This is a genomic window from Janibacter sp. HTCC2649, assembly GCF_000152705.1.
Taxonomy (GTDB): Bacteria; Actinomycetota; Actinomycetes; order Actinomycetales; family Dermatophilaceae; genus Knoellia.
The window spans coordinates 122,869-147,807 of record NZ_CH672413.1; the positions used below are offsets into that span (position 1 = coordinate 122,869).

22 protein-coding genes are annotated in these 24,939 nt (G+C 68.2%); 20 read left to right on the top strand and 2 right to left on the bottom strand.

Translation table 11 applies throughout. From position 1 onward, the window contains the following. Nucleotides 1-3 precede the first annotated feature (3 nt). The 15 genes from ftsW to JNB_RS00695 all read left to right on the top strand — a co-directional run bounded on the left by ftsW (nucleotide 4) and on the right by JNB_RS00695 (nucleotide 18,743). Nucleotides 4-1,287 (top strand): putative lipid II flippase FtsW, encoded by a 1,284-nt coding sequence (gene ftsW, locus JNB_RS00625; RefSeq protein ID WP_009774441.1) that lies wholly within the window; start codon nucleotides 4-6, stop codon nucleotides 1,285-1,287. After that, nucleotides 1,284-2,393, top strand: coding sequence for an undecaprenyldiphospho-muramoylpentapeptide beta-N-acetylglucosaminyltransferase (murG, locus tag JNB_RS00630; protein ID WP_009774442.1), 1,110 nt, complete (start codon nucleotides 1,284-1,286; stop codon nucleotides 2,391-2,393). Before ftsW ends, murG begins: the two co-directional genes overlap by 4 nt. Before the next feature lie 2 nt (nucleotides 2,394-2,395). After that, the gene (gene murC, locus JNB_RS00635) at nucleotides 2,396-3,862 is read left to right on the top strand and encodes a UDP-N-acetylmuramate--L-alanine ligase (RefSeq protein WP_009774443.1); all 1,467 of its coding nucleotides are present in this window, start codon (nucleotides 2,396-2,398) and stop codon (nucleotides 3,860-3,862) included. A gap of 5 nt (nucleotides 3,863-3,867) precedes the next feature. Then, complete coding sequence (locus JNB_RS00640; protein ID WP_158306107.1) at nucleotides 3,868-4,635, top strand: cell division protein FtsQ/DivIB; 768 nt, start codon at nucleotides 3,868-3,870, stop codon at nucleotides 4,633-4,635. A 409-nt stretch (nucleotides 4,636-5,044) separates the two neighbouring features. After that, nucleotides 5,045-6,313, top strand: a complete 1,269-nt coding sequence (gene ftsZ, locus JNB_RS00645) for a cell division protein FtsZ (protein ID WP_009774445.1) — start codon at nucleotides 5,045-5,047, stop codon at nucleotides 6,311-6,313. A gap of 77 nt (nucleotides 6,314-6,390) precedes the next feature. After that, nucleotides 6,391-7,113 (top strand): peptidoglycan editing factor PgeF, encoded by a 723-nt coding sequence (gene pgeF, locus JNB_RS00650; RefSeq protein ID WP_040883411.1) that lies wholly within the window; start codon nucleotides 6,391-6,393, stop codon nucleotides 7,111-7,113. Beyond that, nucleotides 7,110-7,808 carry a YggS family pyridoxal phosphate-dependent enzyme gene (locus JNB_RS00655; RefSeq protein WP_009774447.1) on the top strand — a complete coding sequence of 233 codons (699 nt, stop codon included), beginning with the start codon at nucleotides 7,110-7,112 and terminating at the stop codon, nucleotides 7,806-7,808. Before pgeF ends, JNB_RS00655 begins: the two co-directional genes overlap by 4 nt. A gap of 54 nt (nucleotides 7,809-7,862) precedes the next feature. Beyond that, a complete protein-coding gene (locus JNB_RS00660) occupies nucleotides 7,863-8,354 on the top strand; it encodes a cell division protein SepF (RefSeq protein ID WP_009774448.1) in 492 nt (163 codons plus the stop codon). Between the two features lie 45 nt (nucleotides 8,355-8,399). Continuing rightward, a complete protein-coding gene (locus JNB_RS00665; protein ID WP_009774449.1) occupies nucleotides 8,400-8,675 on the top strand; it encodes a YggT family protein in 276 nt (91 codons plus the stop codon). 70 nt (nucleotides 8,676-8,745) lie between these two features. Next, nucleotides 8,746-10,263 (top strand): DivIVA domain-containing protein, encoded by a 1,518-nt coding sequence (locus tag JNB_RS00670; RefSeq protein ID WP_009774450.1) that lies wholly within the window; start codon nucleotides 8,746-8,748, stop codon nucleotides 10,261-10,263. Nucleotides 10,264-10,462: 199 nt separating this feature from the next. Beyond that, on the top strand, nucleotides 10,463-11,263 hold the full coding sequence (locus tag JNB_RS00675) for a TraR/DksA C4-type zinc finger protein (protein ID WP_009774451.1): 801 nt from the start codon (nucleotides 10,463-10,465) through the stop codon (nucleotides 11,261-11,263). Next, on the top strand, nucleotides 11,236-11,880 hold the full coding sequence (locus JNB_RS00680; RefSeq protein WP_083784327.1) for a signal peptidase II: 645 nt from the start codon (nucleotides 11,236-11,238) through the stop codon (nucleotides 11,878-11,880). Before JNB_RS00675 ends, JNB_RS00680 begins: the two co-directional genes overlap by 28 nt. After that, entirely contained in the window at nucleotides 11,873-12,829 is a 957-nt protein-coding gene (locus JNB_RS00685; protein ID WP_202795208.1) for an RluA family pseudouridine synthase, read from the top strand. Before JNB_RS00680 ends, JNB_RS00685 begins: the two co-directional genes overlap by 8 nt. A 90-nt stretch (nucleotides 12,830-12,919) precedes the next feature. After that, on the top strand, nucleotides 12,920-16,534 hold the full coding sequence (gene dnaE, locus JNB_RS00690; protein WP_009774454.1) for a DNA polymerase III subunit alpha: 3,615 nt from the start codon (nucleotides 12,920-12,922) through the stop codon (nucleotides 16,532-16,534). A 7-nt stretch (nucleotides 16,535-16,541) separates the two neighbouring features. Further along, on the top strand, nucleotides 16,542-18,743 hold the full coding sequence (locus JNB_RS00695) for a S9 family peptidase (protein WP_148232536.1): 2,202 nt from the start codon (nucleotides 16,542-16,544) through the stop codon (nucleotides 18,741-18,743). Here the strand turns inward: JNB_RS00695 and JNB_RS00700 are convergent. Continuing rightward, nucleotides 18,675-19,562 carry a universal stress protein gene (locus JNB_RS00700; protein WP_009774456.1) on the bottom strand — a complete coding sequence of 296 codons (888 nt, stop codon included), beginning with the start codon at nucleotides 19,560-19,562 and terminating at the stop codon, nucleotides 18,675-18,677. The genes JNB_RS00695 and JNB_RS00700 overlap by 69 nt on opposite strands. A gap of 232 nt (nucleotides 19,563-19,794) precedes the next feature. On the opposite strand from JNB_RS00700, the gene JNB_RS00705 reads away from it, so the two are divergent. The 5 genes from JNB_RS00705 to mtnA all read left to right on the top strand — a co-directional run bounded on the left by JNB_RS00705 (nucleotide 19,795) and on the right by mtnA (nucleotide 24,230). Further along, nucleotides 19,795-20,448, top strand: coding sequence for a SatD family protein (locus JNB_RS00705; protein WP_009774457.1), 654 nt, complete (start codon nucleotides 19,795-19,797; stop codon nucleotides 20,446-20,448). Further along, entirely contained in the window at nucleotides 20,445-21,212 is a 768-nt protein-coding gene (locus JNB_RS00710; protein ID WP_009774458.1) for a hypothetical protein, read from the top strand. Before JNB_RS00705 ends, JNB_RS00710 begins: the two co-directional genes overlap by 4 nt. A gap of 64 nt (nucleotides 21,213-21,276) precedes the next feature. Further along, nucleotides 21,277-22,038, top strand: a complete 762-nt coding sequence (locus tag JNB_RS00715; protein WP_040883414.1) for a hypothetical protein — start codon at nucleotides 21,277-21,279, stop codon at nucleotides 22,036-22,038. A 75-nt stretch (nucleotides 22,039-22,113) separates the two neighbouring features. Then, on the top strand, nucleotides 22,114-23,139 hold the full coding sequence (gene ctlX, locus JNB_RS00720; protein ID WP_009774460.1) for a citrulline utilization hydrolase CtlX: 1,026 nt from the start codon (nucleotides 22,114-22,116) through the stop codon (nucleotides 23,137-23,139). Nucleotides 23,140-23,165: 26 nt separating this feature from the next. Next, nucleotides 23,166-24,230, top strand: a complete 1,065-nt coding sequence (gene mtnA, locus JNB_RS00725; protein ID WP_009774461.1) for an S-methyl-5-thioribose-1-phosphate isomerase — start codon at nucleotides 23,166-23,168, stop codon at nucleotides 24,228-24,230. Here mtnA and JNB_RS00730 read toward each other — a convergent pair. Continuing rightward, nucleotides 24,220-24,852, bottom strand: a complete 633-nt coding sequence (locus tag JNB_RS00730) for a class II aldolase/adducin family protein (protein WP_009774462.1) — start codon at nucleotides 24,850-24,852, stop codon at nucleotides 24,220-24,222. The genes mtnA and JNB_RS00730 overlap by 11 nt on opposite strands. Nucleotides 24,853-24,939: the final 87 nt, after the last annotated feature.

The window sequence follows — 24,939 nt, forward strand, 5'->3', positions numbered from 1 at the left end:
CCAGTGAGCAGCACAACGGGTTCGGTCAAGAGTTCGGTCAAGACGCCGGCCCAGAGCCAGACCAAGGACTCTCGCGGCGCGGGCATCGTGTCCGAGTGGCTCGAACGACTCAACCGGCCCGTCACCACCTACTACGTCCTGGTCGGTGTGACGACGGTGCTCATCGCCTTCGGGCTGATCATGGTGCTGTCGGCCTCGGCCGTGACCTCGCTCAGTGAGACCAACTCCGGCTCGGCCTACTCGATCTTCTTCAGCCAGCTGGTGTTCGCGACCGTGGGGATGGTGGCGCTCCTCATCGCGTCGCGACTGTCGGTGGCGAGCTGGAAGAAGTTGGCGCTGCCGGTTCTGGTGGCCGGGCTCGTCATGCAAGTTCTCGTCTTCACGCCACTGGGTGTGGGGGTCAAGGGCAACCGCAACTGGCTGAACTTCGGGTTCGTGACGATGCAGCCGTCCGAGCTGCTCAAGGTCGGCCTCGCGCTCAGCGGTGGACTCGTCCTGTCGGCCAAGCGCAAGCACCTCGCGCGAGTCGGTCATGCCCTCGTGCCCTACGTCTTCCCGATCGCCCTGATGGCCATCGGCCTCGTCCTCGTCGGTCACGACCTCGGCACCGTGCTCGTCATGGCGTCCATCGTCGGCGGTGTCCTGTTCACCGCTGGAGTTCCCGGTCGATGGTTCGCCCTGTCCGCCGCGACGTTCTCGGCCATGGCCGTGGCCTTCGTCGTCACCAGCCCCAACCGGCTCGGTCGCTTCGACGTCTGGCTCGGCCGCGACACCGACCAGTTCGGAGCGGCGCGCCAGTCCATCCACGGTCGCTACGCCCTCGCCGACGGCGGCTGGATCGGGGTCGGCCTCGGCCAGTCCCGAGAGAAGTGGAAGTGGCTCTCGGAGCCGCACAACGACTTCATCTTCGCGATCATCGGCGAGGAGCTCGGTCTGCCCGGGACGATCATGGTGCTCGTCCTCTTCATGGTCCTCGCCCTGGCGTGCTACCGCCTCGTGATGCGCAGCTCCGACTTCTTCGTGCGCATCGCCACGGCCGGGATCATGAGCTGGATCATCGTCCAGGCCATGATCAACGTCGGGGCCGTCATCGGCCTGCTCCCCGTCATCGGTGTGCCGCTGCCGTTCGTCTCTTCGGGTGGATCGTCCCTTGTGACAACGATGTTTGCTCTCGGGATCCTCCTGTCGTTCGCTCGGGCCGAGCCCGGCTGCGCGAAGGCACTCGCCGCACGTCCGTCGCTGCTGAAGCGCTCCTTCGCCGTTCTGCCCAAGCGGTCGCGGTCATGACCGGCACGACCGGACTCCTGAAGTCGGTCGTGCTGGCCGGTGGAGGCACAGCCGGGCACGTCTCGCCGCTGCTCGCCCTGGCCGACTGCCTGCGCCGTCGTGAACCCGACGTCCTCATCACCGCCCTCGGGACGGCAGAGGGCCTCGAGGCCCGGCTGGTTCCGGCCCGCGGCTACGACCTCGAGGTCGTTCCCAAGGTCCCCATGCCCCGCCGGCCCACGTCGGATCTGCTCCGCCTCCCTGGATCCATGCGCCGAGCTGTGCAGGCCGCGGACGACGCGATGAGCGCGGCCGACGCGAGAGTCGTCGTCGGCTTCGGCGGTTACGTCTCGACGCCCGCCTACCTCGCAGCCCGGCGCCGCGGCATACCCATCGTCGTCCACGAGCAGAATGCTCGCCCCGGCCTCGCCAACAAGGTCGGAGCGCGCTTCGCGAAGCACGTCGCGGTGACCTTCCCGGACACGCCGCTGCGCGGCGCGACGGTGACGGGTATGCCGTTGCGGCGCGAGATCGCGTTGTTGGACCGCAAGGCGCGCCGTGCGGAGGCGCTGGCGCACTTCGGCCTCGACCCGCAGTGGCCCACGGTCCTCGTCACCGGCGGTTCGCTCGGGGCACAACGCATCAACGAGGCGTTCCACGGGGCCGTCAGCTCGCTGAGCGCCGCGGGTGTCCAGGTGCTCCACGTGACCGGTGTCGGCAAGGAGTTCGACGTGCCCTCTGCGGGGGCCGGCGCTCCCTACGTCGTCGTGCCCTACGCGGACCGGATGGAGCTGGCGTATGCCGCGGCCGACATCGTCGTGGCTCGCTCCGGCGCCAACACGGTCTGTGAACTCACCGCCGTCGGGCTCCCGGCGGCCTACGTCCCACTGCCCATCGGCAACGGCGAGCAGAGCCTCAACGCGCGCACCGTCGTGGCCGCGGGTGGTGGCCTCCTCGTCGATGACGCCGATCTCACGACCGAGTGGGTCGAGCGGACTCTTGTCCCACTCCTGCGTGACGCTTCCGGCCTCGCCGAGATGGCGGCCGCGGCGGCGTCCGTGGGGGAGCGCGACGGTGACGAGCTGCTGGCTGACCTCGTCATCGATGCCGCAACGAGGAAGGTCTGATCGTGCAGGCACGCAACACCCGGTTCGACTTCACCACGGAGGTCCCCGGGCTCGACTCCCTGGGTCGCGTCCACTTCATCGCCATCGGTGGATCGGGCATGTCCGCGGTCGCCCGCATCATGCTCGCCCGCGGGGTCGCCGTGAGCGGCTCCGACGCCAAGGACAGTCCCGTGCTCGAGACGCTGCGCGGGCTCGGCGCCACGGTCTTTGTCGGACATGACGCCAGCCACGTGAGCGACGTCGACACGGTGGTGATCTCGTCGGCGATCCCCGAGAGCAATGTCGAGCTTGCTGCGGCGCGTGACGCCGGATGCGTTGTCCTCCACCGCTCCCAGGGCCTCGCGGCGACGATGCACGACTCCCGACCCGTGGCCGTGGCCGGCGCCAACGGCAAGACGACGACGACGTCGATGCTCACCGTTGCCCTGCAGGCTGCCGACCTCGACCCGTCGTTCGCCTCCGGTGGAGAGCTGACCGGTCAAGGAACCAACGCGGCCTGGACCGGCGGTGACGTCTTCGTCGTCGAGGCGGACGAGAGCGATGGCTCCTTCCTCGTCTATGGCCCCGAGGTCGCGATCGTCACCAACGTCCAGCCCGACCACCTCGACTTCTACGGCACCTTCGACAACGTCCAGCGGGCCTATGCCAGCTTCGCCGACTCGATCCGGAGCGACGGTCTGCTCGTTGCCTGCGCCGACGACTCCGGATCCCTGTTCCTCGCGTCGAATGCTGCCATCGGCGGCACTCGCGTCCTCACGTATGGCTTCGACGACACTGCGGACCTCACCCTTGCTGATCACCGGGCCGACGACGAGGGCATCGGCACGACGACGACCCTGCGCCTGCCCGACGGAAGCACTGCGACGATGCGGCTCGCAACGCCGGGGGCGCACAACGCCCTCAACGCGGCGGCGGCCTACCTGGCAGCGACCGAAGGTTTCGGCGCCGACGCCGCCCTCGTCCTCGAGGGCCTCGCCGGGTTCGACGGTGCCCGACGCAGGTTCGAGGTTCGCGGCGACGTCGCCGGAGTCACCGTCGTCGATGACTACGCCCACAACGCGGGCAAGGTTGCTGCAGTCGTGCGGACCGCCGCCGAGATCGCCGCCCGTCGTGGTGGTCGACTGCACGTCGCGTTCCAGCCGCACCTCTACTCACGCACTCGAGACTTCGCGCAGGGGTTCGCCACGGGTCTGGCTCCGGCGCACACGGTTGTCCTGCTCGACGTCTACGGCGCCCGCGAGCAGCCGATGGAAGGCATCACGAGCGAGCTCATCGCAGCGCCCCTGCGTGACCTGCCGGGGGAGCGGTCGGTGAGCGTCGGCGGCACGTTCGCGTCGGTGGCTGCGCACCTGGCGGAGATCGCCTCGGAAGGAGACATCGTCCTCACGGTAGGTGCCGGGGACGTCACCGAGCTCGCCGGGCACGTGCTTCGGGTGCTGCGCGACAGTGACCAGGAGGACCAGAAGTGAGTGGCGTGGGTGTGTCATCGCGAGGTCTGGCTTCGGCCGATCCGCGCTTTCGCGAACGCGCCCTCAAGCGCCGGCGTCAACCCTGGCGCCGGGTCCTGTGGTCCGTCGTCGCCCTGGCCGTCGTCGCTGCCCTTGTCTGGCTCGCGTTCTGGAGCCCCCTGCTCGCGGTCCGCAAGGTCGAGGTCACGGGAGCGAGCGGTGCCGACAAGACGGCCGTCGCCGGGCTGGTCGGCGTGGACACGGGCACGCCGTTGGCCCGCGTCGACCTGGGCGGTGTGGAGGAGCGGGTGCGTTCCCGCACGTCCATCGCCGAGGTGTCGGTGGAGCGCGGTTGGCCGAGCACCCTGAGGGTGCGGGTGGTCCCACGTCAGCCCGCCCTCGTGCTCAAGAACCCTGACGGTCAACTTGAGGTTGTGGATGCAACGGGCGTGTCGTACGCCGTGGTGAAGGCACCACCGGCGGGCGTCCCCGTGGTGACTGCCGCCTCGACCAAGGGCACGACGAAGGAGGCCCTCGAGGCCGCTCTGTCAGTGATCCACACCCTGCCCGTCGACCTGGCAAAGCAGGTGAGTGCCATGCAGGTGAGCACCGCCAACCTCGTCTCGTTCACGCTGGGTGCCGTCAAGGTCGTCTGGGGTGGCGCCGACGCCGCCGACCGCAAGCTCGAGATCCTGCGAGCCTTGCTGCCGACCGCACCGGAGGTCATCGACGTCAGTGCACCCGCCACCCCGGTCACCCGTGGTGGGCCGTCCCCGTCCCCCTCGGGCGACTGACCGACCTCCCCGCACGCACGGCATTCTCCGTGCGTCTGCGGAAGTGGTAGCCAGAACCACCACATGCGCAGACGCAACGCAGGCCCTTCCCGCAACGTCTGCGGAAGTGGTCGCCAGAACCACCACGTGCGCAGACGCAAGGGGAGGGTGGCCAGATAGGTGCGGCAGATGGGGGTGATGTGACGGATGTGACGTGGGTGAGGAAGAATCATCGGACTGGGCCACGACACGCCCACCCGCTCGTTGCATGACGCCGCGCCGACGCCTAGCGTCAGGTCAACGGTTCGTGATCAAACTGTGACCCTTGACTTGAGGTCGAGACTCTTCGAAGAACTCACAGCTCACGGCCCGCAGCGCAACGTCGAATCACCAGCTCGAGCACTCAGAAATCTCAGGAGAGGCCCCCACCGTGGCAACACCCCAGAACTACTTGGCCGTCATCAAGGTCGTCGGCATCGGTGGAGGTGGTGTGAACGCCATCAACCGGATGATCGAGGTCGGCCTCAAGGGCGTCGAGTTCATCGCGATCAACACCGATGCGCAGGCACTCCTCATGAGCGACGCCGACGTCAAGCTCGACGTCGGCCGTGAGCTGACCCGCGGGCTCGGCGCCGGCGCCGACCCCGAGGTCGGCAAGAAGGCCGCCGAGGACCACGCCGAAGAGATCGAGGAGGTCCTCAAGGGGGCCGACATGGTCTTCGTCACCGCTGGTGAAGGTGGTGGCACCGGCACCGGCGGCGCGCCCGTCGTCGCTCGCATCGCCCGGGGCCTCGGCGCGCTGACGATCGGTGTCGTGACCCGCCCGTTCACCTTCGAGGGGCGCCGCCGCGCCAACCAGGCCGAGTCGGGCATCGCCGGCCTGCGCGAAGAGGTCGACACCCTCATCGTCATCCCCAATGACCGGCTGCTCTCCATCAGCGACCGCGCCGTGTCGATGCTCGACGCGTTCCGCAGCGCGGACCAGGTGCTGCTGTCCGGTGTCCAGGGCATCACCGATCTCATCACGACCCCGGGCCTGATCAACCTCGACTTCGCCGACGTCAAGTCCGTCATGCAGGGTGCCGGTTCGGCCCTCATGGGTATCGGCTCGGCTCGCGGTGAGGACCGTGCGGTCCAGGCCGCCGAGCTCGCCATCTCCAGCCCGTTGCTCGAGGCGAGCATCGACGGCGCTCACGGTGTGCTGCTCTCGATCCAGGGTGGAAGCGACCTCGGTCTGTTCGAGATCAACGAGGCCGCCCGCCTCGTCCAGGAGGCCGCCCACCCCGAGGCCAACATCATCTTCGGTGCGGTCATCGACGACGCCCTCGGCGACGAGGTGCGGGTCACCGTCATCGCGGCCGGCTTCGACGGCGGCACGCCGGTCAAGCGGCCCGATGAGCGCCACATCGGCAGCATCCAGGGCCCGAGCAAGACGCAGCAGGCGGCCAGCCAGCAGGCTCCCTCGACTCCGGCTGGTCAGTCGGTCCCGCAGGCTCAGCCCGCGCAGCGTCCGGCCCAGCAGGGTGAGCCCGCTCAGGCCCCGGCCGTTCCGCAGGTGTCCCCGACGGGTGAGCCGGTCCGACCGGCAGAGTCCGCTCCGGCGCAGCGCAGCCAGGAGTCAGAACAGCGCCCGACGCCGCCGCGCACCGTCACCTTCGACGACGGCGACGACCTGGACGTGCCTGACTTCTTGAAGTAGGCGACAACCGCACAGCAACACTCTCGATGAGGGCGACCGGTCACACCGGTCGCCCTCATCGCGTCTACGGTGGTCCCGTGTTCTTCTGGCGTGACGACGTGGCCGGCATCCGCCGTGCGTTCACCGACCGCTCGGGCGGGGTGAGCAGCGGCGAGTATGCCGGTCTCAACCTGGGTGGTCACGTCGGCGATGCGTCAGATGCGGTGCGGGAGAACAGATTTCGTGTCGCTGGTGAGGTGGGCGTTCCGACAGACCGCCTCGTGTTCATGGACCAGTGTCACGGTGCCGACGTCGCGGTCATCACCGAGAAGCCCGACGGCCCCCTCGTCGTCGATGGCGTCGTCACGGCCGAGCCCGGGCTGGCGCTGGCCGTGCTCGTGGCGGACTGCACTCCCGTTCTGTTGTCGGATGCGCGGGCTGGCGTCGTTGGTGCTGTCCATGCAGGGCGTCCGGGGATGACCAAAGGCGTTGTCCCACAGGCGATCTCGGCGATGCGCGATCTCGGCGCCACGCAGATCTCCGCCGCAGTTGGGCCCAGCGTGTGTGGCCGTTGCTATGAGGTTCCCCTCGAGATGCGCGAGGAGGCCGCTGCGGTCAGCCCGGAGTCGCGAGCCGTGACCTGGACCGGAACCCCTGCCATCGATGTCGCCGCCGGAGTCGTCGCCCAGCTGCGCGGCGTCGGCGTGGACGACATCACCTGGGTCCCGGGCTGTGCCCGTGAGGACGAGTCACTCTTCTCCTATCGGCGTGACGGCACGACCGGTCGTTTTGCTGGCGTCATCGTGCGGAGCGCCCCATGACGGCGCGTCGCGAGGACCTGGCGGCCAACCTCGCCAGGGTCCACGAACGCATCGATGGCGCCGCAATGGCCGCCGGGCGCGATGCCGGCGACATCGACCTCGTCGTGGTGACGAAGTACTTCCCGGCGAGTGACGTCGACCTGCTCGCCGATCTCGGTGTCCGGCACATCGGTGAGAACAAGGACCAGGAGGCCAGCGCCAAGGTCGCTGACCTGACTCGCCGTGACGAACTCACCGTTCACTTCATCGGGCAGCTCCAGTCCAACAAGGTCGCGCATGTCGCGGCCTACGCCGACGTCGTCCAGTCCGTCGACCGAGCCAAGATCGTCACCGGGTTGGACCGGGCCGCCGAACGCCACGGTCGCCACCTCGATGTCCTCCTCCAAGTGGCCCTCGACGGCAGCGGCAGTCGCGGGGGAGTCGCACCCGAGGAAGCCCGGGCGCTGGCCGACCTCGTGGCCGAATCCGCTTGTCTCTCCTTGCGAGGCGTCATGGCGGTGGCCCCTCTCGAAGGTGACCCACGACGGGCCTTCGCCCGACTGCGCGAGCTGGCGGACGGCATACGCGCAGGTCATTCGGATGCGACGTGGATCTCGGCCGGCATGAGTGGAGATCTCGAGGAAGCCGTCCTCGAGGGTGCGACACACCTGCGTGTCGGGAGCGCAATACTCGGTTCTCGCCCGTCACTTGGGTAACTTCAATACCGAAGGATCGACCACTCGGGTCGCCGATTCGTACTAGGAGTTCTCATGGCTGGCGCGCTGCGCAAGACGATGGTCTACCTCGGCCTGGCCGAGGACGAAGGCCGTTACTACGACGAGGCCTACGACGAGTACGACACCGACGAGGCGACCTACGACGAGCAGGAGACCCGCGAGCCGCGCGAACGTGCCGCCGAGGTCACCCCGCTGGCCAACCGACGCAGCGTCGCCCAGGTGGTGCGCACCCCGGAGGCGTCTGGCATGTCCCGCATCACGACGATTCACCCGCGCACCTACAACGAGGCCAAGACCATTGGTGAGAACTTCCGTGACGGCACTCCCGTCATCATGAACCTCACCGACATGGACGACGCCGACGCCAAGCGTCTCGTCGACTTCGCAGCTGGCCTCGTCTTCGGTCTGCACGGCGCCATCGAGCGCGTCACGGCCAAGGTCTTCCTGCTCTCGCCGTCGACCGTCGAGGTCCACGCGGAGGAGTCGGCTGCCGTCCCCGGCCGCACGCTCTTCAACCAGAGCTGACCCCGGCCCCCTGTTGCCACAGCCTGTTCCCGCACACTGGTCGACATGAACACTGTGCGTGACCTGCTCGGACTCATCGTCTGGCTGTATCTGATGGTGGTTTTCGGGCGGCTCATCCTGGACTGGATCCGTGTTTTCGCCCGTGACTGGCGACCGCGCGGAGTGATGCTTGTCATCGCCGAAGCCGTCTACACCCTCACCGATCCGCCACTCAATGCCCTGCGCAAGGTGATTCCGCCCCTGCGTCTTGGTGGCGCCTCGATCGATCTCGGCTTCCTCGTTCTGGTCCTCGCGCTCTATCTCCTCATCGCCATCCTCTAGGCTGGATGGCTGAACCGTGTTGTCCTCGTGACGCAAGGTGCCCCTGACCGATCGATACAGAGGAGTTGACATGGCGTTGTCGCCCGAGGACGTCCTCAACAAGACGTTCACGACCACCCAGTTCCGTCGCGGTTATGACGAGCGCGAGGTGGATGACTTCCTCGATGACATCGTCGCCGAGATGCGTCGCATGACGAAGACGGACGACGAGGTGCGCAAGCAGCTCAACGACTGCCGCCAGGGTCGCGGCCTCGAGCCGGTGACCGCAGCTCTTCCCGTTGCGGCAGCCGTGTCGCCCGACCGTTCCGCCGAGATCAGCAAGCTCGAGGGTCGCAACTCCGAGCTCGAGGCCCGCGTCCGCGAGCTCGAGGAGCTCGAGGGCAAGAGCCAGCTCGGCCAGGACCAGGGCGAGGTCGACGGTCTCTCCCAGCGCAACAACGAGCTCGAGAAGCGCGTCAAGGACCTCGAGCGCCAGCTCGCCGAGTCCGAGCAGCAGATCGCGAAGCTGAGCAGCGACCACCAGGCCGCCGCGGGCGAGCGTGACTCCCTTCGTGGCGAGCGCGACAGCCTCGTCGGCGAGCGCGATGGCCTCGTCGGTGAGCGCGACAGCCTCGTGGGTGAGCGTGACTCACTGCGCGGCGAGCGCGACTCCATCGCCTCCGAGCGTGACCGTGAGCGCTCCGAGCGCGAGGCGGCCTCGGCCAAGAACGAGCAGGAGCGCCAGGCGGTCTACGCCAAGGCCAACAGCAACGCCGACGACCAGCTCTCCATCCTGCGCACCCGCGTCGAAGAGGCCGAGGCTGACTCCCAGCGTCGCATCCAGAAGGCCAAGGCTGCGGCAGAGCAGGCCGAGTCCGAGGCGCAGGAGCGTCTCGCCGCGTCTCAGGCCCAGGGCCAGGCTCCCGCCGCCCAGGACGCCGAAGGTTCCGACGTGGCTGCACTTGCCGGTGCAGGCGCACTGGGTGCTGGTTCAGCAGCCGGTGTCCTTGCTCTCGCGCAGCGTCTCCACGACGAGCACGTCTCCGCAGGCGAGAGCCGTCGCGACGAGCTGCTGCGTGAGGCGCAGGCCAAGCACGACGAGCTGCTGAGCGCCGGTGAGAGCAAGCACCACGACCTGCTCAACCGCGGTCAGTCCAAGCACGACGAGCTCATCAGCACGGCCCAGGCCAAGCACGACGAGCTGCTGTCGAGTGCGCAGTCGCAGCACGACGAACTCGTGACGACGGCCCAGTCGCAGCACGACGAGCTCGTGACGTCGGCTCAGTCGCAGCACGACGAACTCGTCTCGACGGCGAAGTCGCAGCACGACACGATGCTCGCCGAGGCCAACAGCAAGCGTGAAGAGCTCATCACCGAGGCGCGTGAGCGTTCCACGGGCATGGTCCACGAGGCGCAGCAGCGCAAGGCGGCCATCCTCGAGGAGCTCAACGAGCAGCGGACGGTGCTCGAGCGCAAGATCGAGCAGCTGCGCGGCTTCGAGCGTGACTACCGTGGTCGCCTCAAGACCTACATCCAGGGTCAGCTCCAGGAGCTCGACCACACTGCGGTGGACGTCGAGGTCGAGGAAGCAGCCAAGCAGGACAAGTGATCCGTCGCTGACATCAGCGCAATCCACAGGGCACCCGGTCTCCGGGTGCCCTGTGGCATGTCACGAGCAGGTATGCCGTGAGCGAACTTCGCAGGTCGTGTGGCGTTTTGCGTTGTGATGCGGATCATGAGGGCTTATCCTCGCGGCACGTGGTCGAGCCCCTTTGGGCCCGACCTTTGTTGACGAGTGAGGACAGGCAATGGCTGCCAAGCGCGCTCCCTCGGGAGCCACCAAGGCTGGATCCGGCAAGACGTCAACCGCGAAGGCGGTGGCGAAGAAGGTGGGGGCCAAGGCTTCTGCCGCAGTGAAGTCGGCGACGTCGAGGGCGTCAGCAACGGCCAAGGCGCCCGCAAAGAAGGTTTCCACGGCGAAGGCTCCCGCGACGAAGACACCAGCCAAGACCGCGAAGAAGGCTCCGGCCAAGAGCGTGGCGAAGGGGGCGCCCGCAGCAAAGAAGGCTCCCGCCACGAAGGCGCCCGCTGCGAAGGCGCCCGCGAAGAAGGCCCCAGCAGCCAAGGCTCCTGCCAAGGCTCCTGCCAAGGCTGCGCCGGTCGTCGCCAAGAAGGCTGCGGCCAGGAAGGCACCTGCCGCGAAGGGGTCCAAGAACGTGTCGCTCGTCGTGCGCGAGGACGAGTCGCCCTGGACCGCCAAGGAGCTCAAGGCCGTCCGGGCCGAGATCGAGGCCGACATCGCGCAGCTCTCCGCCGAGCTCAAGGTGGCCGAGGCCGAGCTGTCCGATCTGCTGCGTGACTCCGGCGACGGTGCGGGCGACGACCAGGCCGATGCCGGCGCCAAGACCTACGACCGCGAGCAGGAGATCGCGCTGGCCGACAATGCCCGCGAGATGCTTCGGCAGAACGAGCACGCGGTCGAGCGACTGGACGACGGCACCTACGGAGTGTGTGAGTCCTGTGGCCAGCCGATCGGCAAACTTCGTCTCCAGGCCGCACCTCGTGCGACCCTATGCATGCCATGCAAGACGAAACAGGAACGCCGCTGACGCCCAGCCACCCGTCCACCTCTGCGCCGGCCCCGGATGACGTCCAGGGCCGGTCGCGGCTGTTGGCCCTCCTCGTGGGGGTCGGGCTGCTCACCCTGGCCCTCGACCAAGGGTCCAAGATCTGGGCGCTGGCCGCCCTGACCCCCGGTGAGCCGCGCGACCTGCTCGGGCCGATCCTGCGCCTCAACCTCATCCGCAACCCCGGAGCGGCGTTCTCGCTCGGGGACAGCGCGACCTGGTTGCTGACACTCGTCGCGCTCGGCATCGTCGTGTGGGTCGGGAGGGCGGCGCGCCAGGTCGGCGACCGCCGGTGGGCCATCACCCTCGGCCTGCTCCTCGGCGGTGCGATCGGCAACCTGGTCGACCGCATCCTGCGTGAGCCGGGCTTCGGCCGCGGTCACGTCGTCGACTTCATCGACTACTTCGGCCTCTTCATCGGCAACATCGCCGACATCGCCATCGTCGGCGCGGCCCTGTTCGGCGCGACCCTGGCGCTGCGCGGCATACCTCTCGACGGGGTGACGCATGGTCGGCACGAAGTCGACGCAGCTCATCCGGACGAGAGCCACCCCACTCCTGAGAACCGCACCGACACGACGGATGGCGAACATGTCTGACAGCCGCACCATGCTCGTCCCCGAGGGGCTGCAGGGCGAGCGCGTCGACGCCGCCATCTCGCGCCTCTTCGGCCTCTCCCGCACCCGGGCCGCCGACCTTGCCGCCGATGGTGGCGTGGCGGTCAACGGCGCCAGCGTCGGCAAGTCCCACCGCGTCCATGGTGGTGACCTGCTCGAGCTCACCCTGCCCAGCAACGATGCGAGCCCCACGCTCGAGGTCATCGCCGAGCCGGTCCCGGGCATGAGCATCATTCACGACGACGACGACATCGTCGTGGTGGACAAGCCCGTCGGGGTCGCTGCTCACCCCAGCGTCGGCTGGACCGGGCCGACCGTCCTCGGCGGCCTGGCCGCTGCGGGCTACCGCATCTCCACCAGTGGCGCCAGCGAGCGGCAGGGCATCGTCTCGCGACTCGACGTCGGCACGTCCGGCCTCATGGTCGTCTGCAAGAGCGAGCGTGGCTACTCCGTGCTCAAGCGCGCCTTCAAGGAGCGCACGGTCGAGAAGACCTATCACACGCTCGTCCAGGGGCTTCCGGATCCGCTCGTGGGCACGATCGACGCGCCCATCGCCCGCCACCCGGGCCATGACTACAAGTTCGCGGTCATGGAGTCGGGCAAGCACGCGGTGACGCACTACGAGCTGATCGAGGCGTTCCGCTACGCGAGCCTGCTCGACATCCGCCTCGAGACGGGTCGAACGCACCAGATCCGCGTGCACTTCTCGGCGCTGCGCCACCCCTGTGTCGGTGACCTGACCTACGGCGCGGACCCGACGCTGGCCAAGAAGCTGGGGCTCGAGCGCCAGTGGCTGCACGCCGTGGGACTCGGCTTCGAGCACCCCGGATCCGGTGAGTGGGTCACTTTCGAGAGCCAGTACCCCGCGGACCTGCAGGCGGCTCTCGACCGCCTCGCTGCCATGAGCGAAGGGCCGTCCAACCGCGGCTGACGGCGCCACACTGTAGTCCCAGGCGCCACATCTTTCACACACTGGCGCGGCGCTCATGGGTGTCAGCGCAGCGACTTAGGATGGTCCACGATGTCGTCGACCACCGCCTCCCCAGTCCCGGACCGCAAGGACAATTTCGTCCACCTGCACGTCCACACCGAGTACTCCATGCTCGACGGGGCGGCCCGCATCGGGGACCTGTTCAATCGCGCCGGCGAGCTGGGTATGCCGGCCCTCGCCATGACGGACCACGGTTACCTCTACGGCGCGCACGAGTTCTGGCGCAAGGCGCAGGGGACCGGCGTGAAGCCGATCATCGGGCTCGAGGCCTACATCACGCCCGGCACGCACCGCACCGACAAGACCCGCGTCAAGTGGGGCGACGAGCGCACCCGTCAGGGTGACGACGTCTCGGGTTCGGGTGCTTACACCCACATGACGCTGCTGGCCAAGAACAACGACGGCCTGCGCAACCTCTTCCGGATGGACAGCCAGGCCTCGCTCGATCAGGTCTACGCCAAGTGGCCGCGCATCGACCGAGAGCTGCTCGACGCGCACGGCAAGGGGCTCATCGCCACCACCGGGTGCCCGTCGAGTGAGATCCAGACGAGGCTGCGGCTCGGTCAGTACGACCTGGCCAAGCAGGCCGCCAGCGACTACCGCGACCTCTTCGGCGCCGAGAACTACTTCTGCGAGGTCATGGACCACCAGAACGAGATCGAGCGCCGCACGATCAAGGACCTGTTGCGGCTGGCCAAGGAGCTCAACCTCCCGCTCCTCGCCACCAACGACAGCCACTACACCTACCCCGAGGACGCAACCGCCCACGGCGCCCTGCTGTGCGTCCAGTCCGGCTCGACGCTCATGGACCCCAACCGGTTCAAGTTCGATGGAGACGGCTACTACCTCAAGTCCGCCGCAGAGATGCGCCACACCTGGCGTGAGTTCCCGCAGGCGTGCGACAACACCCTCCTCGTCGCCGACATGTGCGAGGTCTCGTTCACCGAGGGTGAGGGCCGCTACATGCCGCGGTTCGACTGCCCCCCGGGCGAGAGTGAGGAGTCGTGGTTCGTCAAGGAAGTGCAGCGCGGACTGAGCGCACGCTTCGAAGGCGAGATTCCGGCATACGCGCAGAAGCAGGCCGACTACGAGGTCGACATCATCTCGTCCAAGGGCTACGCGTCCTACTTCCTCGTCGTCGCCGACTTCATCAACTGGGCCAAGGAGAACGGCATCCGCGTCGGACCCGGTCGTGGCTCGGGTGCCGGTTCCATGTGCGCCTACGCGATGCGGATCACCGACCTCGACCCGATCCCACACGGGCTGATCTTCGAGCGCTTCCTCAACCCTGAGCGCATGTCGATGCCTGACTTCGACATCGACTTCGACGAGCGCCGACGCGGCGAGGTCATCCGCTACGTCACCGAGAAGTACGGCTCGGACCGCGTGGCCCAGATCGTCACCTACGGCACGATCAAGGCCAAGCAGGCGGTCAAGGACTCGGCCCGCGTCATGGGCCACCCGTTCAACGTCGGCGACCAGCTCACCAAGGCGATGCCGGCCGACGTCATGGGCAAGGGCGTGCCGCTGTCGGGCATCTATGACCCCGAGCACCCGCGCTACGCCGAGGGCAACGAGTTCCGCGCCCTCGTCGAGACCGAGCCGCACTTCAAGGAGGTCGTCGAGACCGCCAAGGGGCTCGAGGGCCTGAAGCGCCAGTGGGGCGTGCACGCGGCCGGCGTCATCATGAGCAGCGAGCCGCTCATCGACGTCATCCCGATCATGAAGCGCCTGCAGGACGGGCAGATCCTCACGCAGTTCGACTACCCGACGTGCGAGACGCTCGGGCTGGTCAAGATGGACTTCCTCGGCCTGCGCAACCTCACGATCCTCGACGACGCCATCGAGAACGTGAAGACCAACCGCAACGAGGACCTCGACCTCGACGCCCTGTCCAAGGACATGACCGACAAGGCGACCTACCGCCTCCTCGCCAGCGGTGACACGCTCGGCGTCTTCCAGCTCGACGGCGGCGGCATGCGCACGCTGCTCAAGCTGATGCAGCCCGACAACTTCGAGGACATCTCGGCGGCCCTCGCGCTCTACCGACCCGGGCCGATGGGTGTCAACGCGCACACCAACTTCGCCCTGCGCAAGAACGGCAAGCAGGAGCTCACGCCGCTCGACCCTCAGCTCAAGGGCAAGCTCCAGCAGGAGATGATCGACGCCCTCGGGCCGATCCTCGGCACGACCTACGGCCTGGTGATCTACCAGGAGCAGGTCATGGAGATCGCCCAGCAGCTCGCCGGCTACACGCTCGGCAACGCTGACCTCCTCCGTCGCGCCATGGGCAAGAAGAAGAAGGAAGTCCTCGACAAGGAGTACGTCCCCTTCTCCACCGGCATGAAGGCCAAGGGCTTCAACGAGGCCTCGATCGCGGCTCTGTGGGGCGTCCTCGTCCCCTTCTCGGACTACGCGTTCAACAAGGCCCACACCGCGGCATACGGACTTGTCTCGTACTGGACGGCCTATCTCAAGGCCAACTACCCGGCCGAGTACATGGCCGGTCTGCTCACGAGCGTCGGTGACGACAAGGACAAGTCGGCGCTCTACCTCGGTGAGTGCCGACGCATGGGCATCAAGGTGCTCCCGCCCGACGTCAACGACTCCGTCGCGCGGTTCGCCGCTGTCGGCACCGACATCCGCTTCGGCATGGCTGCGATCCGCAACGTCGGGCACAACGTCGTCGAGGCGATCATCGGGGCCCGCGAGGAGAAGGGCGCGTTCACCTCGTTCCGTGACTTCCTCTCCAAGTGCCCTGCCGTGGTCTGCAACAAGCGCACGATCGAGTCGCTCATCAAGGGTGGCGCCTTCGACGGGCTGGGGGAGTCGCGCGCCGGACTGCTCCGCATCCATGAGGAGTACGTCGACGCGTTCGTGTCGATCAAGCGCCAGGAGGCCATCGGCCAGGACTCGCTCTTCGGCGCCTTCGGTGACGAGGGCGGCGACGGCGCCGGTGGGGACGCCACGATGATGGGCCTCACCTCCGTGCCGACGGTCGAGTGGGACAAGTCGACGCTGCTGACCTTCGAGCGCGAGATGCTCGGCCTCTACGTCTCCGACCACCCCCTGTTCGGCGTCGAGCACATCCTCCAGCAGCACGCCGACACCGCGATCGCGACGTTGAGCGCGGAGGACGGCAAGCCCGAGGGCACCATGGTCACCGTCGCCGGTCTCATCACTGGCCTGCAGATCAAACGCACCAAGAAGGGTGACCTCTGGGCGATCGCGACCGTGGAGGACCTCGAAGGTGCCGTTGAGTGCCTGTTCTTCCCCAGCTCCTATCTCACCGTGTCGACGATGCTCCAGCAGGACGTCGTCGCCGTGGTGCGTGGCAAGGTCAACCGGCGCGACGACTCGGTGTCGATCTACGCTCAGGAACTGACGCTTCCCGAGATCACCGAGGGCCCGCGCGGTCCGGTGGTCGTCACCCTCGACACGATGCGGGCCACGACCGGCCGTATGGAGGAGCTCAAGGGCGTGCTCGCCAACCACCCCGGCACGACCGAGGTGCACCTCAAGCTGACCAAGCCCGGACGCGCGACCCTCATCAGGCTCGATGACGGTCTGCGGGTCAACGCGAGCGAGTCGCTCTTCGGCGACCTCAAGGTCCTCCTCGGACCGAGGTGTCTGACGGGTGGCTGAGTCGACCATGCCCATCGCGGCGACCCCGCCGGCCCCTCTGCCGATCCCGCCCCTGGCGGCCATCCGCGAGCACGTCCGTGAGCACCACGGCGACCGTGTCGTCGACCCCTACGAGTGGTTGCGCGACGGTGAGGACCCCGAGGTCCGCGCCTACCTCGACGCCGAGAACGCGTATTCCGACGCCCGCACTTCAGGGCTGCAACCGTTGCGGGACAGCATCTTTGGCGAGATCAAGTCGCGTGTCCTCGAGACCGACCTCTCCGTCCCGGTGCGCTCCGGCCCGTGGTGGTACTACTCGCGCACGGTCGAGGGGCAGCAGTACTCCATCCAGGCCCGCGTGCCGGTGACCGACCCCGCGGTGCGCCCCGTCGTCGCCTCGGACCGGACGCCTGACGGTGAGCAGATCCTGCTCGACGGCAACGTCGAGGCCGGCGATTCGGAGTTCTTCTCGATCGGAGCGCTCTCGGTGAGCGTCGACCACACGCGGCTCGCCTTCGCGACGGACACGAGCGGCGACGAGCGCTTCGACCTCGTCGTCCGCGACCTCACGACGGGGGAGACGCTTGACGATGCCCTCACCGGCATCGGCTACGGCGTCGAGTTCTCCCACGACGGCGGCACGCTCTTCTACACCCGCGTCGACGAGGCGTGGCGACCTCACGAGCTGTGGCGCCACGTCGTGGGTGCCGACCCGGCCACCGACGTCCTTGTCCACGAGGAGTCGGACGAGCGGTTCTGGATGGGCATCGGCTCGAGCCGTGACGACCGCTGGATCATCCTCGCGCTGGGGTCCAAGACCACGTCCGAGGTGCGACTCCTCGACTCGAGGACGCCCGAGGCCGACTTCCGGATCGTCGCCGCCCGGCGCGACGGCATCGAGTACGACGTCGAGCCCGCCGCCGACCGACTCCTCATCGTCCACAACACCGACAACCCCGACTCAGACCTCGCCTGGGCGCCCCTCGACGCGACGAGCCACGAGCAGTGGCGGCCACTCCTCGCGGCCGGTGAGGGCGAGCGGTTCCTCGGAGTCGACACCTTCGACGAGGTCGCCGTCCTGTCGTTGCGGCGCGAGGGGCTGGCGTCCCTGTCCTTGCTTCCGGTCGACCCGACAAGCGAATCCGGTTATGCCGCACCGGTTCCGGTCGCGTTCGACGAACCGATCTACTCGGCTGGGTTGGGTGACAATCCCGAGCCGAGCCAGTCCGTGCTGCAGGTCGTCCTCGAGTCGTTCGTGACGCCGCGCACCGTTCTCGACCTCGATCTGGCGACGGGGGAGCGCACGGTACTCAAGCAGCAGCCCGTCCTCGGCGACGTCGACCTCTCGGACTACGTCCAGCGTCGCGAGTGGGCGACCGCGACCGACGGCACGCTGGTCCCGATCTCCGTCGTCCACCGGGTCGACCTCGAACCCGACGGAACGCACCCGGGTCTCCTCACGGCATACGGGGCCTATGAGCATTCGAGCGATCCCTATTTCTCGGTGGCCCGGCTCTCGCTCCTCGACCGGGGTGTGGTCCATGCCACGGCGCACGTGCGCGGGGGTGGCGAGATGGGTCGCCACTGGTACGACCAGGGCAAGCTGCTCGCCAAGCCCAACACCTTCAGCGACACCGTCGCCTGTGCCGACCGACTCATCGAGCTCGGGTGGGTCGCGCCCGATCGTCTCGGTCTCGAGGGTGGTTCAGCGGGCGGTCTGCTGGTCGGCGCTGTGCTCAACCTCGCACCTGACCGCTTCCGCGTGGCGCACGGTGCAGTGCCGTTCGTCGACGCCTTGACGACCATCCTGCGACCGGACCTGCCGCTGACGGTGGGGGAGTGGGAGGAGTGGGGGAACCCGCTCGAGGACCCCGAGGTCTATGCAGTCATGAAGGCCTACACGCCGTACGAAAACGTTGCGGCACAGGGCTATCCCGCGATCCTTGCGACGACGAGCCTCAATGACACCCGCGTCTTCTTCACCGAGGCGGCCAAGTGGGTGGCGCGCCTTCGCGCGACCGTGACCAACGATCAGGCCACCCGACCGATCCTGCTGCGAACCGAGATGGCGGCCGGGCACGGTGGTCGCAGCGGACGGTACGCCGCGTGGGAGCAGGTCGCGTGGGAGTGGGCCTTCGTGCTCGATCAGCTCGGTGCGACCTCACGCCTCCCGCGAGTGGACCACGACGAGCGGGCAGGCCGTGCGGCCCAGGAGCCGGTTCGAGACTGATCCGAGATGGAGGCCGGGGAAGCCTCCGACGCCACGCGCACCGACCACGACGAGGTCGGCCGTGTCGGCTGCCTGGATGAGTGCCGCGACGGGAGCGCTGCGGACGACCGAGTGACGCACCTTGACCGCCGGGTGTTCCGCGCTCTGCGTGGCGATCGCGCGGGTGACGGCCTGCTCGAGGTGACTCTCGTATGCCGGCCAGCTCGAGTCCGACTGAAGGGTCGGGTCCTCGGGGCCCTTGGCTTCCCAGGAGTGCACGACGACGAGCTCGGCCTCACGGGTTGCGGCATGACCAAAAGCGGTGTGCAGGGCGGCCATGGACGAGGGTGAGCCATCGACACCGACGACGACCCGATGATGGTTGGCCTCGCTGTGGTCCTCGTGTCCGACGATGACGACAGGACAGTGGGCATGTGCGGCGACCTGTTGCGCGACGGCTCCGATGGTTGCCCGGCTGAGCAGTCCATGACCGACCGCGCCAAGGACGATCATGGTCGCGTCGTGGGAGACGCCCACCAGTGCGCGCGAGGCGAATCCCGGTGGCAGCGAGGTGGTGACCACCAGCGTCGAGTCGACAGCGTGGGCCCGAGCGGTGGCAGTGGCAAGGAGGCGCTTGCCCTCCGCCTGGATCGAGGTCTGGTCGGTGCTGCCGAAGCCGAGCATCGGGATGTCTGGAGCGAAGGCATGGATGAGGTGCAGGGAGATTCCGAGGGCGCTGGCCTGCTCCGCCGCCCAGGTGAGCGCGGCCCAGCCGTGGGCGGACCCGTCGATGCCCGCGACGATCCGTGCGGTGGGGGTGGGTGAGGTGATGCCGCTCATGATGCCTCCAGTGGAAGGTGATCAGGCGGCGGGAACCTCGCGGGCCCGGGACCTGGGGGCCCCGTCGTCACGAACCGGTGTGGGCTCGTTCCTCCATCATGAACCTGTTGTGGCGGGTTGCATGCGAAGACGCGCAAGCAGAACTGCGATGTGGACAGTTCAGTGCACTGCTTCACCATCCGGAAATAAAGTAATGACCTTGATCTGTTGGAGATGAAGGTATGATCTGGATATGTCCCAGATTCAGCCCTCGCCTGTCGTCCTCATCGGCGACATCGTGGCGTCGCGACAGAGCAAGGACCGTCGAGCCCTCCATCGCGCGGTCGAGCGGGCACTCGCCGACACCAACGAGCGGGTCGAACACGTCGAGCCACTCGAGATCACCGTCGGTGACGAGTTCCAGGGCGTCTACCCCCACCTCGGTGCCGCCCTGGACGCTGCCCTGCGAACCCGGGTCGCGCTGCGACCCGCCGCCGAGAGCCGCTACGGCCTGGGGCGGGGAGCGACGACCACGCTCGACAAGGCGCGAGGAATCAAGGACGGGCCCGCGTGGTGGGCCGCTCGCGAGGCCATCGTTGACGTGGAGAAGCTCGCAACGCGAGCCGCGCTGGAACACGTGCACACGGCATACCGGCTGGCCGAAGGGGAATCCGATGATCCCGGAACGGCACTCGCCGTCGACGCAGCGCTGCTGTGTCAGGACCACATGGTTGGCTCGTTGTCAGAGCGGTCAGGGCGACTGCTGAAGGGACTTCTGGACGGCATGACACAACGCGACCTGGCCACGGCCGAGGGCATCACGCCCTCGGCGGTCTCGCAACGCGTGCGAGCCGACGGGCTTGCCGTCATCGTGCGCTGCCACGACCTGCTCAAGGACCTGCGATGACGTGGCTGGCCGTCTGGCTGTTCGGGGTGGGGTTGACTGACCTCCTCCGTGCAGGCAGTCACCCCCTCGTGCGGCGACTGGCCGTGCCGGCAGGCGGCGTCGCGCTCGTCGCCGTTGGCCTGTTGGCGGGTCTCACGGGAGTCGCCGACGTCGTCGCCCTCGTCGCGTCACTCGTGCCGCTGGCCGGATGGGTGGCCCTGTCCGAGCGATCGCTCAGCCGCGGCGGCGGTCACGTCGAGGCACTGCTGCTGCTCGGGGGAACGGCGCTCTCGTTGGTGGCGCTGTCGGGCCTGGCGTCCACTCCCGGCGGTCTCCTCGGTGACTGGCTCGCCTGGGCCGACCTGCCCTTCTCCGACCATCTGACCGTCGAGCGGCTGCTGCTCGTGGCTGGCTTCTTCGTCGCCAACCTTGCGACCGGCAACGTCATCGTGCGACTGGTTCTGGTCAGCGTCGGCGCCCTGCGGCCTTCCGCGAACGCCGGACGGGCGAACCAGACCCAGCCGTCAGAGAAGCTCAAGGGCGGCCGTCTGCTCGGACCCATGGAGCGTGTGTTCATCCTCGGCCTCGGACTCGCCGGACAGATCACCGCGGCCAGCATCGTCATTGCGGCCAAGGGGCTCATCCGCTTCCCCGAGCTGCAGTCGGCCAAGGACGACACGACCAGCGTCAAGGGCGATGGGATCGACGAGGTCACTGAGTACTTCCTCGTGGGCAGCTTCGTCAGCTGGCTCGTCGCACTGGGGTCGTTGGCCCTGACCCGCTGAGGCCCGCGTGAGGCATGCTGGGAACAGGTCGCGGCAACGGCCCGACCCGATCTGAGGAGGACCCGTGGGATTTCTCGACAAACTGCTCGGTCGTGCGCCGCAGCAACAGGCGCCCGCTCCCGGTGCCGGTGGCGGATCGTGGTCCACGCCGACTCCGCAGCCCGGACAGGGGAGTGCGCAGCCGTTCGGCCAGTCCGGGGCAGGAAGCGTGGGTAGCGAGGAGGATCGGGCCGTCGCCCGCTATCGCTACCTCCTTCGGACCGCGCCGCCCGAGACCCTCGAGCAGGTGCACGCCGAGGCCTTCGCGAAGCTCACACCCGAGCAGCGGCAGGAGGTTCTGACCGGGTTGTCGGAGTCGGCGCCCCGGGGTGAGGCGCCTCGCAGCGCCGACCCCCAGGACCTGGCGCGCGCGGCGACTCGCGCCGAGGTGCGCCAGCCGGGCACTCTCGAACGGACCTTCGGCCGTGGGTCGGTCGGTGGCGGTATGGGTATGGGCGGCTCGGTCATGGGCTCGATGATGGGCACCGTCGCCGGTGTCGTCATCGGTTCGGCGATCGCCAACACGCTCTTCGACGGTTACGGCTCGTCACCCGAAGCAGCCGAGGCCGGCGACTCCGGCGCAGACGCCGGGTCGGACTCAGGCTCCGATGCAGGCGGCACTGACACGGGAGACTCTGGCGACGCAGGAGCAGCCGACACCAGCGGTGGCGACTCCGGCGGTGACTTTGGAGGAGGCAGCGACTTGGGCGGGGGCGGTGACTTCGGTGGTGGCGACTTCGGCGGAGGCGGCGACTTCGGTGGTGGCGACTTCGGCGGCGGCTTCTGACCGCTCGACCCCACGAGGGGGTCTGTTGCAGGTGTGGAGTCGGAGACTGACCGCCTCATGGTCTAGATTCCGTGCGTGAGTGCACAGGCCCCTTCCGCTGTCATCCTGATCCGTGCCGAACGGTTCATGCCCAATCCCGCCACGGCGGCCGACAACGCGTTCCAGCGTGACGTGCCCTCAGGGCAGGCTGGCGAGTCCGTCTCGATCACCGCCCTGGCGGAGATGGACGCCCTCGCCGATGCCCTGCGCGCGGCCGGTGTGACCGTCCACGTCTTCGCCGATGAGGACCACACCCGACCCGACAGCGTCTTCCCCAACAACTGGCTCTCCACCCATGCCGGCGGCTACGTCGCGGTCTATCCGATGTACGCCTCCAACCGCCGCCACGAGCGCCGCGCGGACGTCCTCGAGATGCTCAAGTCCGACTACCGGGTCCAGGCGATCGTCGACTACTCCGGCCTCGAGCCCGACGGAATCTTCCTCGAGGGCACTGGCGCGATGGTCCTCGACCACGTGTCGCGAGTGGCCTACACGGCACGCAGTCACCGGGCCGACATCGCTGTCCTGGAACGGTTCTGCACCGACTTCGGCTACGAGCCCATGGCCTTCGACGCCATCGACTCAGGAGGCGTGCCGGTCTATCACACCAACGTCATCGCCTGCATCGGCACCGACGTCGCCATGATCGCCCTCGAGATGATCCCTGACCCGCAGCGTCGCGAGCAGGTTCGCGAACGCCTGTCCGTCACCGGCCGCACCATTGTCGAGCTCACCGAGGAGCAGATCCGCGAGTTCGCCGGCAACGCCGTCGAGCTGTGCGGCCGCACGCCCGAGGGCAAGCGTCGCTACATCATGGCCATGTCGGCCCGGGCTCGTCGCAGCCTGCGCCCCGACCAGATCGCCGTCATCGAGGAGTCCTGCGAGATTGTCGCGGTCGAGATCCCCACGATCGAGCTCGCCGGCGGATCGGTGCGCTGCATGATTGCTGGAGTGCACCTCGACCACCGCCCCGTCGCGGACGTCGAACCCACCGCCGCAGTCGAAGCCATCGACGAGAACCCTGCCACCGCCGACGGCCAGGACCTGTTCGTCGAGGGCTGAGACCGGGGCGTGCTTAGGGTGGGGGCATGACCCTTCGCGCCATCGAGTGGGACCACACTGCCGGCCGTGACCGGACCGGTGCCGTGCGTCTGCTCGACCAGACCCTGCTCCCGCTGCGCACCGAGTTCCGCACAGTGGAGCGCACCGACGACCTCGTGACCGCGATCCGCGAGCTGGCCGTGCGCGGGGCCCCGGCGCTGGGTGTCGCCGGTGCGCTGGGCGTGGTGGTCGCCATGGACGAGGCGGCCCGAGAGGGCTGGGACGACCAGGCCCTTCGGGCGGCCGTTGACCGGGTGCGGCACGCTCGCCCGACGGCGGTCAACCTGGCCTGGGGTGTCGACGAAGTGCTGCCCCTGATGGCCGCCGGGCGTGGGGCCGTTCTGGAGGCGGCACTGAGGTTGGCGCATGAGGACGAGGCCGCCAACAGGCAACTCTCCAGGCTCGCCGCGGACTGGCTGCTCGAGCGGATCGATCGACCCCGGCTGCGGGTGCTGACCCACTGCAATGCCGGCATCCTTGCGACCTCGGGCTGGGGCACCGCGGTCGGGGTGATCAAGGAGTTGCATGCGCGCGACCGTGTCGAACTCGTCTACGCCGACGAGACCAGGCCGCTGCTCCAGGGCGCGAGGCTGACTGCGTACGAGCTGGCGAACGAGGGCATCCCGCACGTCGTGCAGACCGACTCCGCAGCCGCTTCGACCATTCTGCGAGGGCTGGTCGACTTCGCGGTCGTCGGCGCCGACCGGATCGCCGCGAATGGAGACACCGCCAACAAGATCGGCACCCTGGGTGTGGCCCTCGCGTGCCGGGACGCCGGCATCCCGTTCATGGTGGCGGCGCCGTGGTCGACCGTAGACCTCTCGATGAGCGACGGCTCGAAGATCGAGATCGAGGAGAGGGACGGCGACGAGGTGACCCGCTGGGCGGGCATACCGGTGGTCCCAGAGGGGACACACGGCTTCAACCCCGCCTTCGACGTGACCCCGGCCCGGCTTGTCGATGCGGTGAGCACGGAGCGAGGGGTCGCCGAGCCTCGCTCAGGGAGTGACCTCGCCATGTTGGCACGAGCCACTTCGGGGCTCAAGCAGTGAGGATGTTGTCCTTCCACTCGGGGGGAAAGGTGGTCGTGGTGTCACCGGCCAGGAGCAGTCGGTACGTCATGGCGGCCGCTTCCTCGAGATTGAGGGCGCGGCGCAGGGCCATGGCCACTGAGTCGCCCAGGGTGGAGCACCCATGATGTGCAAGCACGACAGCGTCGTGTTCAAGTGCGGCCTGCGCAGCGGCGTCGGCTATGGCGTCCGACCCTGAGGGCAGGAACGGCACCCGACCCGCGCTGCCGAGGTAGTACTGGTGGTCCAACGTGGTGAAGCGGATGGGTGCGCCGAGCATGTCGACCAGCAGGACGTGCTGAGGGTGAAGGTGCACGATCGCGGCGACGTCAGGGCGGGCGGCATACGTTCGCTGGTGCAGTTTCCACTCCACCGAGGCCTGCTCGGCACCGTCGACCCACTCTCCGGCCAGGGTCATCACTGCGAAGTCCTCCGGCACGAGCCGGTCCAGCCAGGTGCCGGTGCCGGTGACGATGAACCTGTCCGTTCCGGGCAGTCTGGCCGAGAGGTTGCCACCGCTGGCCTGGACCAGTCCGCGTGAGACCACGTGTGCCCCCGCCGCGGAGAGCTCGTCGATGAGGGTGTCGCGCTGCGTCGTCGCCATGCCGCCATTGTGGTCGATGTTGATGCTGCGAGATCGTCGCCCTCGAGATCCCCACGATTGGGCTCGCGAGCGCGTCGGTGCGCTGCA